Annotated in this window: 8 protein-coding genes; 4 read left to right on the forward strand and 4 right to left on the reverse strand. The window is 69.5% G+C overall.

The features are described from left to right. Positions 1-35: 35 nt before the first annotated feature. Positions 36-1,619: a tetratricopeptide repeat protein gene (locus F8M74_RS09480; protein ID WP_141257171.1), complete on the forward strand. Its 1,584-nt coding sequence runs from the start codon at positions 36-38 to the stop codon at positions 1,617-1,619. An 11-nt stretch (positions 1,620-1,630) separates the two neighbouring features. Here the strand turns inward: F8M74_RS09480 and F8M74_RS09485 are convergent, their stop codons facing one another. From F8M74_RS09485 to F8M74_RS09500, 4 genes are all read right to left on the reverse strand, one after another. Then, the gene (locus F8M74_RS09485; protein ID WP_141341695.1) at positions 1,631-3,835 is read right to left on the reverse strand and encodes a Vps62-related protein; all 2,205 of its coding nucleotides are present in this window, start codon (positions 3,833-3,835) and stop codon (positions 1,631-1,633) included. Positions 3,836-4,072: 237 nt separating this feature from the next. Then, positions 4,073-4,573, reverse strand: coding sequence for a hypothetical protein (locus tag F8M74_RS09490; RefSeq protein ID WP_141257173.1), 501 nt, complete (start codon positions 4,571-4,573; stop codon positions 4,073-4,075). A gap of 7 nt (positions 4,574-4,580) precedes the next feature. After that, positions 4,581-5,912 carry a cyclic nucleotide-binding domain-containing protein gene (locus tag F8M74_RS09495; RefSeq protein ID WP_171410278.1) on the reverse strand — a complete coding sequence of 444 codons (1,332 nt, stop codon included), beginning with the start codon at positions 5,910-5,912 and terminating at the stop codon, positions 4,581-4,583. A gap of 40 nt (positions 5,913-5,952) precedes the next feature. Beyond that, a complete protein-coding gene (locus F8M74_RS09500; RefSeq protein WP_141257175.1) occupies positions 5,953-8,070 on the reverse strand; it encodes an FHA domain-containing protein in 2,118 nt (705 codons plus the stop codon). A gap of 177 nt (positions 8,071-8,247) precedes the next feature. On the opposite strand from F8M74_RS09500, the gene F8M74_RS09505 reads away from it, so the two are divergent. The 3 genes from F8M74_RS09505 (at position 8,248) to F8M74_RS09515 (ending at position 12,193) form a co-directional block, all read left to right on the forward strand. Continuing rightward, complete coding sequence (locus F8M74_RS09505; protein WP_141257176.1) at positions 8,248-9,729, forward strand: TldD/PmbA family protein; 1,482 nt, start codon at positions 8,248-8,250, stop codon at positions 9,727-9,729. Positions 9,730-9,744: 15 nt separating this feature from the next. After that, on the forward strand, positions 9,745-11,091 hold the full coding sequence (locus tag F8M74_RS09510; RefSeq protein WP_141257177.1) for a TldD/PmbA family protein: 1,347 nt from the start codon (positions 9,745-9,747) through the stop codon (positions 11,089-11,091). A gap of 94 nt (positions 11,092-11,185) precedes the next feature. Beyond that, positions 11,186-12,193: a ParB/RepB/Spo0J family partition protein gene (locus tag F8M74_RS09515; RefSeq protein WP_141279761.1), complete on the forward strand. Its 1,008-nt coding sequence runs from the start codon at positions 11,186-11,188 to the stop codon at positions 12,191-12,193. Positions 12,194-12,217 lie beyond the last annotated feature (24 nt).

Raw genomic sequence — 12,217 nt, forward strand, 5'->3', positions numbered from 1 at the left:
GGCGCACATCCAACTCCAGCGCGGGGGACAGGTCCATGGGCACCGAAGGGCGCAAGGACTGGCAGCAGCGCGAAAGCCTCACCAGCGCGCTGGTTCAGGTAGGCGTGGTGGCGGTGCTGCTCGCGGGCGCGGTGGTCTTCTTCGTCCACCGAGGCACCGTCCGCAAGCAGACGGAGGAACACCTGCGCGCGGCCCGCACGGCCGCCATGCGTGGCAACCCCGCTGACCTCGCCCGCGCGATGACAGAGCTGGAGGCCCTGTTCCAGCTCGACGCCGAGGCCCGTGACGCCCAAGCCCTGGCCGCCGACATCCAGACAGTGCTGTGGCTGGAGCACCGGCAGCCCGGCGCGGACGCCAAGGCCCGCGAGCACCTCTCCCGCGCCGAGCAGTTGGAGTCTCAGTCCGGCGAGCGCTACGGCGCCCACGCCCTGCATCTGCTGGCCGCGGGCAAGTCCGCCGAGGTGGAGCAGTACCTGGCCGGGCTCGAGGCCCGCGGCGCCAGCAACGCCCGGCTGACGCTGGCCCGGGCCCTGGCGCTCCAGGCGCGCGGCGACCTTCCCGGCGCGAGGCAGGCCTTCGCTCGCGCGGCGGAAGCGTCCTGGCGCGATCCGCGCTTCACCACCGCGTACGGCGAGGCCCTGATGGACGAAGGCCAGTACCCGCAGGCGGTGGAGGCCTTCGCCAAGGCCACCAGTGTCAACCCGGACCACCTGCTGGCCCGCGTATCCACCGCGCTGGCCCACACCTACCAGGGGCGCAAGATGGAGGAAGCGCAGCAGGTGCTCTCCGGCGTGGAGGCCCGGGGCGCGGAGCTGACGCCCGGGCTGAAGGCCCGCGCGGGCGCGCTGAAGGCGGAGCTGGCGCTGGCCCGCGGCGCGCCCGACGAGGCCCTCTCCGCCGCGGACGAAGCGCTGAAGGCCGTTCCCGATGAACACTACGCCCTCTTCGCCCGGGCCCGGGCCCTGGCGGTGAAGCGTGACGTCCAGGCGCGCGCGGCCTTCGAGGCGGCCGTGGCCCGGCGCCGCAATGCCCCCCTGCTCTACCTGGACGGCGCGCGGGCGCTGCAGAGCGCCGGTGACACCGACGGCGCGGTGGCCCTGCTGGACGCGTACGAGGCCACCTTCAGTCCGGTGCAGACCACCACCCCGGACGGCAAGAAGGCCGGCCTCTTGGAGACGGACAGCCGCTACTGGCTGGCGCGCGGCGGCGTGCTGGAGGCCGCCTCCCGTCAGGACGATGCCCTGGTCGCCTACGACAAGGCCCTGGCGGCGCGCGGCGTGGACCTGGCCCGGGCGCAGTACGCCAAGGGCGCGCTGCTGCTGGCGCGCAAGGACTACGAGGGAGCCCGCCCGCTGCTGGCCGCCGTGGCACCCGACAGTGGCGCGGGCACGATGGCGGAGGCCTACACCGCCATGGGGGACCTGCTCTTCGCGCAGGGCGAGCACGCCGCTGGCTGCCAGTACTACTTCTTCGGCCTCGCGCGAGCCCGGGCGCAGGGCGCGCCCCGCGAAGCGCTGGCGGAGCGCGTGGAGGACATCCGCAAGCGGCTGGAGTCCGCCGGCCAGGCCAGCATGGCCAAGGGCTGGAAGGCGGAGTCGGGCTCGCTCCTGGAGCCGTGAACCCCAGCCCGTTATTCGAGGGTCATGTATGCCGGGTCAGCCACTCGCCGCGTCATCAGCGAGCCAGGGCCCCCACTGTTGACACAGTAGCCCGTCAAATTGCCACAACCGGCCTCGGGGTTGCCCCAGTAGACCGACATGTTCATCCACTCCAGGTCGTCGATGTAGTTCCCCCGCGCCTGCCAGGCCATGGGCACCACATGATTCCAGGTCTCCCACGCGAGCCCCGCGCTGGTGTCATCCGCCAGGAAGTCGCCGTTGCCGATGGTCTCATAGATATGCCGGGCCGCGTCCGGGTAGAGGCCGTGTGAGCCCTTCGCGGAGTAGGTGACCGGATGCCAGCCCGTGAAGGAGAGCAGCTTGTCGCCGAACGTGAAGGTCTGCCCATTCGCGTGCTGGCTCAAATAGACTTGCGACGGGCGACCATCGACGAAGCGGACGGTGAAGTGCTCCCAGTCCCCCACGTGGTTGCCAAAGGTGGAGTACCCACCGATGCAGCCAATCCCCAAGTCTGTCTCATAGAGACCGACGCACACCCGCTTCCCGTTGTTGTAGGGGTAGAAGGACCAGTAGAGGACGTCCGTCACGCCGGCCATCTGGCCCGACAGGGGCCGCGAGATGATCTGCGCATAGACGGGCACGGACGTCTGGTCCGGCCGCTGCCCATCGAGGAAGGCAGGATCCGTGCATGAATCACAGCCCAACGGCTGCTTCGTCACCAGGTGCCCGTTCACCTCGTGGACATTGGCGAGATGGAACTCCGTGCTGGACGGGAAGTAGGACTCGTCCGCATGCAGCCAGATACGCGGTGCAAAGGAGACGACGGTCCGCGTATCCACCGCGCCCCCTCGCAGCTCCTCGTTGGCCGTGGCGCTCTTGTTGAGGACCCAGTAGCGGCTGCTCCCTCCCGTGTCGCTGTGGCTCGGCCGGGAGATGAACGTCGACGCGAGCAACCCGCGGTGGTCCTTGGGGACGGCCTGCCAGAGACCCGCGTCCCGGTCCGCCCCTGAGCCACTGTCCGTCCAGAGCTTCTGCGGGTCGGCGGCCAACACATACTCGCTCTTCACGCACCGAATCAGCTCTGTCGAAGGCTTGGAGTACCCACGCACCGCGACGTGGCCAAGACAGGTGTATCCCGCCGGCGCGACAGGCTCCCAGAGCGAGCCATCCGAGTTGCCACCAGAGCCCTTGTCGTTCCACGTCAGCGCATAGTCGGTGGGCTTCGCCAGGAGGTCGCCCTCACCACGGACCACGAACGACGCCGACGGCGCCACGCCATAACGCGTCATGCCCACGTCTCCCAACGAGAAGAAGCCCGGGTGTTGGGAGAGGTCAGGGCGCCAGAGGGCGATGTTTGACGATGCCCCCGAGCCCCGGTCGTCATAAATCCAGGTGAACCGAGTCACAGGCCGAAGCTCGAGCTGCCGCGGAAACCGCAGGGGCGCCTTGTCCGAGGACAGGGTGAAGTCACCGGCTTGCCCCGTCGCGGCGGTCGCGGCGACCAGTTGGTAGCTCCCTGGATTCAGCGCGACGCTCAGTTGCGCGTTCTTCCCACCACCACTGTGGTCGTCCTCGGCCAGCACGTTGCCATTCGCATCGAGCAGATAGAGGTAGGTGTCCACGGAGGAAGACAGCTTGACGGTGACGATGTCCGCGGGCCCCGCGAAGTCCAAATGGAAGGTCGGGTTGCCAGCACTGGAGGGATTCTTCCCTCCGGAGGCTCGCCAGTGGCCATAGATGATGTTGCCGTTGAAGCCCGCCCTGCGCTCCCCCTGTTGCGTCTTGAAGCCGTAGTCCGAGGTGAGCCCACCGCCGATCGAGCCGTTCCCCACGCGGAGCCAGCACGAGCGCTTGCCTTCGTTGAACGTCCCGCCCGTGCAGCTCGAGTCGTTGGAACAGGCGGTGTAGCAATGCGTCGCGCTGGTGGTGGTGATGAACCGGTGTTCGCCCGTCCCCCAGAAGGTCGCGCCCGCGGTCATCCTGCTACGGAAGAACGCCTCACGCTCCGCGGCCCCCACCTTGAACGCCTGGTCCGTGGGGATTCCGCCCCCCACCGCGCCGCTCCCGGTGCGCAACCAGCAGAGGCGCTTGGCCGGGTTGAACGTGCCCCCGGTACAGGACGCGTCATTGAAACAGGCCGCCTGGCATTCATTGCCATGCGAGGTGGAGTAGGTCCGGAGCACCCCCGTTCCCCAGAACGTCGCGGCAACCGTCATCGGAATGTGCCCCGCCGCCACGGAGACTTCCGAAGTGACCTCGTGAATGGGCCCGTCAAACGCCGACAGGTCCTCTGGACCACATGCCACGGCCAAAGGCAGAGAGGCCGCGACAAGGAGCCATGGTGAGAAGCACTTTCTGATGAACCTCAAGCGTGAACCCCCGGCGAAAAACTCCACCAGGGCTTCACCCTAACACCGCGAATATCGCGATAATCAGTCTATTCTATTCTTGAACTAGAGGAGGTCCGCCGGGCTGATGGACTCCGGACGGGCGCGCACCACCCGCCACTCGCCGTCCTCTTCCTTCTCGAAGGCGCCTTCGATGCGGTAGGCGCTCAGCACGCTGTCGGCGGCCAGGTCCTCCACCTTCTCCGCCTGGGAGCGGCCGAAGATGAAGCGCGCCTGGAACTCCCCTTCCGAGGGCGATACCTCGCGCACCTCCAGGTTCGTCACGAAGACGCGCACCCACTGGCCGCGCAGCACCTGCGCGGTGAGGATGCCGCGCACGTCCTTCTTCGACCAGCCGCCCTGCCCGTTGGAGCGGAAGCGCTCGGAGACGTGCTCCATCACTCCGCCCACATCCTTCCCCTCCGCGGCGCGCGTCATCACCACCACCTGGCGGCTGATGGCCTCCTCCACGGTGAGCTGCTGCCGCGGCCAGAAGTACAGCACCGCGCCGGCCGCCAGCAGCGCCAGCACCCCACCCACCACCTGAGAGCGCGTCACGTTCACCATGGCCCCCTCACGCCGCCTCGGGCTCGAGTACCAGTTCGTCCGCGTCGATGATTTCCGCGGGCCGCAGCGCCTCGCCAATCTGCTTCAGCCGGCGGTCCGACAGCTGCTCCAGGTACGTGCGGATGTCTGGGACGGCTGTCACCAGCTCGTGGAAGGCCGCGCGCTCCAGGAAGGCCGCCGCCGTCTTGCGCGCCGCCGCCACCGTGGCCGTGGCCCGCAGGCCCGTCAGCAGGGAGATTTCCCCCGCCACCTCGCCCTCGCGCAGCATGCCCAGCGTCACCACGCCGCCCGCCGGGTCCTCCTTCTGCACCACCAGTTCACCGGCCAGCACCAGGAACAGCCCCGGCGAGTGCTCGCCCTCCACCAGCACCTTCTCTCGCGCCTGGAGCGCCCGGAAGGCGAAGCGCCGGAGCAGCGCGCCCCGCTCCGACTCCGGCATCGTCTGGAACATGGGCGAGGTGGCCATCAGGTTGCGCGCCATGCGCTGCTGCGCGAAGTCCGCCAGCACCTGCGGCACCGCGGGGTGGCTCTTGGCGACCGCGTTGAGGTGCTCGCGGCGAATCTCGAAGACCTCCGTGTCCGACACCGCGGACACCGTCGCCGTGGGCGGCGCGCCCGTCAGCAGCGCGATTTCGCCGAAGATGGAGCCGCCGCCGAGGAAGCCCAGCGTGCGCGCCTCACCCTCCATCTGCCGCGTCACCTCCGCCTTGCCGGCGACCAACACGTAAAGGGAGTCGGCGGGCTCGCCCTCGCGGCTCACCGCCTCCTCCGGCTTCACGCGGCGCCACGCCATCAGCCGCACCAGGTCCACGAAGGCATCCCGGTCCAGCTCCGCGAACAGCGGCAGCGGCGGACGGCTGTTGGGGTCCGCGGCGCCGCCCGGGTCCGTCGCGGCCAGCACCTCGATGGCGCGGCTGGACAGCTCCTCGCCCTGCAGCCCCATCAGGTCCGTGTCCACCTTGCCGTCGTAGAGGGTTTCGGGCGGCAGCGGCGGAGGGACCACGGCGCGGCCCGGCGCATTGCGCACCGCGCGCGAGTGCACGCGAAACAGCGTCTCCTTCAGGCGCCGCTCGTTGGGCGCCAGGTCCAGCGCCAGCTTGCACGCGGCCATGGCGGACAACAGGTAGTCCCGGCGCAGCAGGCCCTCCGCGCAGGCATGGTAGGCGGTGACGGCGCGCTCACGCTCGCCCAGCTCCGCCAGGCAGCGCGCGGCCAGCATCCGCGAGCGGTGGTCCGCGGGGACGCGGCGGACCGCCTCGGCGAACACGGCCAGGGCTCGCTCGAACTGGCGCTCCTCGATGAGGTCCATCCCGAGCTCACGCAGCGACGACTCGTTCATCCCTTTTCTCCCCGGCAAATCATGGTCGGCCCGCCGCCACTCACGGCTGGAGCTCGCTCAGATACATCTCCGCCTTGCGCTTGACGTCGGAGCCTTCCGAGGCCGTCTCGATGACGACCTTGAACATCTCCGCCGCGGCCTGCGGATCCCTGTCCCGCTGGATGTAGGCCCGGAGGAAGAGCTCCTCCGCCTTCTTCTGCAGGGTCTCCAGTCCTTCACGCGCCCGCCCGTCACCCGGGTTGAGCCGCAGCGCCTCGCGGAAGTGCGAGCCGGCCGCGCCCAGGTCCCCCTTCTTCAGCGCGCTCTGCCCCGCAGCCAGCGATGACGACGCGAGCTGCTCGTCGATGGTGTTCCCCAGCGAACCCCGGAAGCCAATCTGGCGGTACAGCTCCGCCGCGCGCCGCAGGGGCTTCGCCGCCGCCTCCAGCGAGTTCGAATCCAGCTTCTTCTGCCCGTCCTCCAGCGCGCGCCGGAACTGGGGAATCAGACGCTTGAGGGCCAGGGCCCGGTCCTTCACATCCTTGTCCGCCCGGTACTTGTCCGTCACCCGGTCGCACTCCAGGACGGCGCGCTGGTAGTCCCCCCCGTTGAAGCGGCGCTCCACGTCGGTGAAGGCCTCGGCGATGAACTCCTTGCGCTTCTCCTTGGCCACCTCCGCCGCGCGGGCGTTGGCGTTGCGGGTGCGGCGCGTCGCGTCCTGGGCCTCCTTCGCCAGCTCGGTCTCCAGGTCCGTCAGCTTCACCTCGTAGGCCGGCCGGTTCAGCGGCGGCAGCTGCGCGATGAGCGGGCGAATCGTCTCCGGGTCGCGCGAGGCGAAGGACTCCTCCACCTGCTGGAGCCGCCAGGCGATGTCCTTCTCCTCCAGCTCCGTCGCCAGCTTGCGGCGGATGTCATCCGTCTTCGCCGTGCCCTGCGGCGTCACCTCCAGCTTCGCGCGCGCCTCGTCGAACTGCTTCTCCTCGATGAGGGTGCGGACGGCATCAAGCGAGGTCATCACCTCCAGCTGCGTGCGCGCGCCCCGGGCCAGGTTGTCTGCGTCGATGCCCGGCACCAGCTTCTCCGCCTCGCCGACGAGGCGGACGGCGTTGGCGAAGTCATCCGCGCGCACGGACTCGCGCGCCTGCTGCATCAACACCTTCGCCTTCTCCACCTTCGGGTCCGGCGGAGGCGGAGGCGGCGGTCCGGACGGAATCATCATCAGCCCGATGACCAGCACCACCACCAACGCACCACCGCCGCCGATGAGCGCCTTCTGCTTGCCCGTCAGTCCACCGCTGTTCGAACGCGTCGGCGTGCTGCGGATGGGCGGACGGGGCCGGGGTACGGCCACCGCGCCCTTGCCGCCGGAGTTCTCCTTGAGCGAGTCAGGCAGCTTGTAGTTGGCGTTGGTGGCCTCATTGAAGCGCGGGTCGTTCGGATCCACCTCGCTGCCACGCGCGGCGGCCTGGTTCTTCCGCTTCTCCTCCGCCTCGCGGGCGGCCGCCTCGCGCTCGCGCTTCTCCGCTGCATCGCGGGCCTCCGCCTGGGCGCGCAGCTCCTTGATTTGCTCCGCCTCGTCCACGAAGCGCAGGCGCGTCTTGCCCATGGAGATTTCGTCTCCATGCTTCAGCAGACACTCGTCCACGCGCTGGTCATTGACCTGGGTGCCACTGACGCTGCCCAGATCCCGCATCACCACGCCGGCCTGGCCGTACACCAGCTCCAAGTGCCGGCGGGACACGGACTGGTCCTCCAGCACGAAGTCGCAGTCCTTGTTGCGGCCCACCACCATCCGCACGCTCTGGAAGCGCTTCTTGCGGCCCTTGTCCGGGCCGTCCAGCACCACCATCTGCACCGGGGGGCCGGCGCGCGTGGCGTCCGCGTTGTCGTCTTCGTCCTGGTCGCGGGAGCGCCGCTCCTCCTCCACGGACTCGATGGAGGCCACGCGCGTCTCACCCGTGCGGGAGCGGCCCGGTACCTCCTCCTCACCATAGAGGTCCGGATTGGGCGGCCCATCGTCTGGGTAGCCGTCCTCGCCGGATGCGGGAGCGGCGAAGTCCTCGTCCTCGGATGCGGGACGGCGCCGGGAGGGGGACTTCATGGAGTCTGGGTCCTCACCCGCAGAACCACCGGAACGGCCGGCGCCAGCACGGGAAGAGGGAGGAGGACGAGGAGGCATGGGGTGGGTTCCAGTCTCGAAGCGCCGGGCATCTTAGAGCGCCGTCTCCATGGTGGGAATGCGGACAGGCCGCGGATCAGGGAAAGAACAGGGGCCCTTGAGCGTTGCTCCCGGCGACGCCCCCTCCTATGTAGGCTGTCACATACCCCATCGTCTTCACTGCGGGAGTCCCGAAATATGCCCCGAGCGTCTGCGCCCTCGAAGCGCACCCTCTCCTTGAAGCTGGCCCCACCGGTGGCCCGGCGGCCCACGCCCGTCGCCCTGCTGCCCCAGCCGCTGGTCGAGCGCCTGCTCGCCGTGGCCATGGAGCGTGGGGGCGATTTCGCGGAGGTGTACGTCGAGCGCACGCTCACCACGGCGGTGCGGCTGGAAGAATCCCGCATCAAGAGCGCGCAGACGGGCCTGGTCCAGGGCGTGGGCGTGCGCGTCATCTCCGGCGGCAAGGTGGGCTACGCCTTCTCCGACGACTGGGATGAGTCCGCGCTGCTGCGCGCGGCCTCCACGGCGGCCATGATTGCCCAGGGAGGCGGCGCCGAGCGCAGCTTCCCCGTGCGCCGCGCCGCGGTCCCCAGCCACTACCACGTCAGCACCCCGCTGATGGACGTGGAGGTGTCGCTGAAGACGGGCCTGCTTATGCGCGCCGACAAGGCCGCCCGCGCCTTCGACGCGCGGGTGAAGCAGGTCAACGGCGGCTACGTGGACCAGACCCGGCGCATCGCCGTGGCCAACACCCACGGGCGCTACACCGAGGACACCCAGGACCTGTGCCGGATTTCGGTGATGGTGGTGGCCCAGGGTAAGGGCGGCGAGCGGCGCACCGGCATGTACGGCGGCGGCGGACGCGTGCCCTTCAGCCACTGGGACACCTTCTCCCCGGAGGACGTGGCCCGGGAAGCGGCGCGTCAGGCGGTGGCCACGCTGGGCGCGGTGGACTGCGTGGCCGGCCCGCAGACGGTGGTGCTGGCGCCGGGCTGGAGCGGCATCCTCCTGCACGAGGCGGTGGGCCACGGCCTGGAGGCGGACTTCATCCGCAAGGGCACGTCGCTGTTCGCCGGGAAGCTGGGGGAGAAGGTGGCGTCCGACCTGGTCACCATCATCGATGACGGCACCGTGTCCAGCGGGCGCGGTTCCATCAACATCGACGATGAGGGCAACCCTGGCGAGCGCAAGGTCCTCATCGAGAACGGCGTCCTCAAGGGCTACCTCTACGACAGCCTGAACGCGCAGCTCATGGGCCAGCGCAGCACCGGCAGCGGGCGGCGCGAGTCCTTCAAGCACCTGCCCATGCCCCGCATGACGAACACCTTCCTGGCCCCGGGGGACCACGCCCCCGAGGACATCCTCAAGGAGGTGAAGCGCGGCCTGTACTGCGCCACCTTCGGCGGTGGGCAGGTGGACATCACCAACGGCAACTTCGTCTTCGAGGTCAGCGAGGCCTATCAAATCGAGGACGGCAAACTGGGTCGTCCCGTGAAGAACGCGACGCTCATCGGCGTGGGACCGGAGGCGCTGAAGAACGTGTCACGAGTGGGCTGCGACCCCATGCCGGACCCGGGCATGGGCGTATGCGGGAAGAATGGCCAGTCCATGCCCGTGGGCGTGGGTCTGCCCACCGTGCGCATCGACAACATCACCGTTGGCGGAACCAAGGTCGCCTGAGAGAGAGCACCAACCATGGACTACCAGCAGCTCGCGAAGAGAATCGTCCAGCGCGCCAAGCGCAAGGGTGCCCGCCAGGCGGAGGCCTTCCTGGAGGTGGGTCGCCAGAGCAGCGTGCGCGTGCACCAGGGGCAGATTGAAGACCTCACCCAGTCCACCAGCAAGGGCGTGGGCGTGCGCGTGGTGCTCAAGGACCGTCTGGGCTTCGCCTATACGTCCGACTTCGAGCCCTCCGCCGTGGACCACATCGTGGACCAGGCACTGAAGCTGGCTGAGTTCTCCGCCCCCAGCAAGCTCAACGGCCTGCCCTCCGGCAAGGATTTGGGCCGCTTCGGGGACACCGGCCTGCTCTTCGACACGAAGGTGGCCGAGCTTCCCGGGGACTGGAAGATCAAGACGGCGCTGGAGGTGGAGAAGGCGGCCCGGGCGGAGGACTCGCGCATCATCGCCTTCAACGGCGTGGGCGCCGGGGACTACGTGTCCGAGGTGTACATGGCCTCCACCGAGGGCGTGACGGGCGCGTACTCGGGCACCTACGTGTACCTGTACGCCGCGCCGGTGGCCTCCGACGGCAACGGGCTCCAGACGGGTTACTGGATGGACTACCGCCGCTTCCTGGATGACCTGGACGGGCCGGAGTCCATCGGCAGAGAGGCCACGCGCCGCGCGGTGCGGATGCTGGGCGCGAAGCGGGTGAAGACGCAGCAGGTGCCCGTGTTGTTCGACCCGCAGGTGGCCGCGTCCTTCGTGTCGGACGTGGCGGGCGCGGCGGACGGCAACGCCGTGTACCAGAAGGCCAGCCTCCTGGCCCCGCTGCTGGGCAAGCGGCTGGCGGGCGCGCACGTCACGCTGGTGGATGACGGCCTCATGCCCCGCGGACTGGCCACCACGCCCTTCGACGGCGAGGGCGTGCCCACGCGGCGCACCCCCATCATCGAGCAGGGCGTGCTCAAGTCATTCCTCTATGACGCGTTCACCGCTCGCAAGGCGAAGGCGCGCACCACCGGCAACGCGTCACGCAGCTACAACGGGCTGCCCTCCATCGGAACCAGCAACCTGTACATGGAGGCGGGCACGAAGTCGCCGGAGGAGCTGCTGCGCGAGGTGGACAGCGGCTTCTATGTCACCGCCCTGCTCGGCCACGGCACCGACCCGGTGACGGGCGAGCTGTCCGCGGGCGCCAACGGCCTGTGGATTGAGAAGGGCGAGCTGACGCACCCCGTGCAGGAGGTGACGGTGGCGGGCAACCTGCTGCAGATGCTCAAGGACCTGGACGGCGTCGGCAGCGACCTCCAGTTCCGCAGCGGCGCGGTGGGCGCGCCCACTGTCCGCTTCCGGCAGCTCACCGTTTCAGGCGAGTAGCCCACCCTTCCACGTCCCCCTACCGTGCGCCGGCGGGGGGACGTGTCAGGGCCTCCTCGTAGAACGCCGAAGCAGCACGAGGAGGGTGCAGCCCATGGCAGCGAAGTCCGCACGCAAGTCCCCCGCCGCGAAGAAAGCGGCCACGCCGCGCAAGCCCCGCCGCAAGAAGGCGGCGCCGAAGTCCCGGGGCCTGTCCCCCGCGGAGGTGGCCAGCGACTCGGTGGAGTACCCCACGCAGCTGCTGGAGGCGGTGCGCGAGGACGGCGGCGAGGTGCTCGGCGTGTACCGCGACCCGCTGGGTGGCCACCCGGTGATGTTCTCCGTGCTGCCCATCGACAAGGTGGAGCCCACGCCCTACCAGCGCGACGTGTCCGAGCCGCACGTGAAGCGTCTGGCCAGCGCCATGGAGAGGCTGGACCGCTTCCTGGACCCCGTCATCGCCGTGCGCAAGGACGGCCGGTACTGGACGCCCAACGGCAACCACCGCCTCCACGCCAGCCGGCTCCTGGGCGCCAAGGCCATTGTCGCCCTGGTGCTGCCCGAAGAGGACGTGGCCTACCAGATTCTGGCCCTCAACACGGAGAAGGCCCACAACCTCAAGGAGCGCTCGCTGGAGGTCATCCGCATGTACCGCGGACTGGTGGGCGCGGAGCGCAAAGGGCCGGAGACGGCCTTCGCCCACCTCTTCGAGGAGCCCTCCTTCGTCACCCTGGGCGCCGCCTACGAGCAGCGGCCCCGCTTCTCCGCGGGCGCCTACCACCCCTTCGTGAAGGTGGTGGAGGACTTCCTCGACACGCCCCTGGAGGACGCCCTGCCCCTGCGCGAGGCCCGGGCCCGACGGCTGCTGGAGCTGGACGACGCCGTGGTGGCCGTGGTGGACGCCCTCAAGGAGCGGGGCCTCCAGAGCCCGTACCTCAAGAACTTCGTCGTCGCCCGCATCAACTTCCTGCGCTTCCGCAAGGATGGCGGGAAGCCGGACTTCGATGCCACCGTGGACCGGATGCTGGCCGGCGCCCAGAAGTTCAACGTCGACAAGGTGCGGCGCGAGGACATTGGCCGGATGGGCGGCGGGCCGCTGGAGCCGGACGAGGAATCCGCTTGAGGGAACACGATTTGCAGGAGGTTG

Origin of the sequence: Myxococcus sp. CA023 (genome assembly GCF_010998615.1) — a bacterium.
Taxonomy (GTDB): domain Bacteria; phylum Myxococcota; class Myxococcia; order Myxococcales; family Myxococcaceae; genus Myxococcus.

Coding starts and splice junctions, on each gene's coding strand:
- F8M74_RS09515 (WP_141279761.1), top strand. CDS start 11,186: ATGGCAGCGAAGTCCGCACGCAAGTCCCCCGCCGCGAAGAAAGCGGCC.
- F8M74_RS09485 (WP_141341695.1), bottom strand. CDS start 3,835: ATGACGGTTGCCGCGACGTTCTGGGGAACGGGGGTGCTCCGGACCTAC.
- F8M74_RS09490 (WP_141257173.1), bottom strand. CDS start 4,573: ATGGTGAACGTGACGCGCTCTCAGGTGGTGGGTGGGGTGCTGGCGCTG.
- F8M74_RS09500 (WP_141257175.1), bottom strand. CDS start 8,070: ATGCCTCCTCGTCCTCCTCCCTCTTCCCGTGCTGGCGCCGGCCGTTCC.
- F8M74_RS09480 (WP_141257171.1), top strand. CDS start 36: ATGGGCACCGAAGGGCGCAAGGACTGGCAGCAGCGCGAAAGCCTCACC.
- F8M74_RS09510 (WP_141257177.1), top strand. CDS start 9,745: ATGGACTACCAGCAGCTCGCGAAGAGAATCGTCCAGCGCGCCAAGCGC.
- F8M74_RS09495 (WP_171410278.1), bottom strand. CDS start 5,912: ATGAACGAGTCGTCGCTGCGTGAGCTCGGGATGGACCTCATCGAGGAG.
- F8M74_RS09505 (WP_141257176.1), top strand. CDS start 8,248: ATGCCCCGAGCGTCTGCGCCCTCGAAGCGCACCCTCTCCTTGAAGCTG.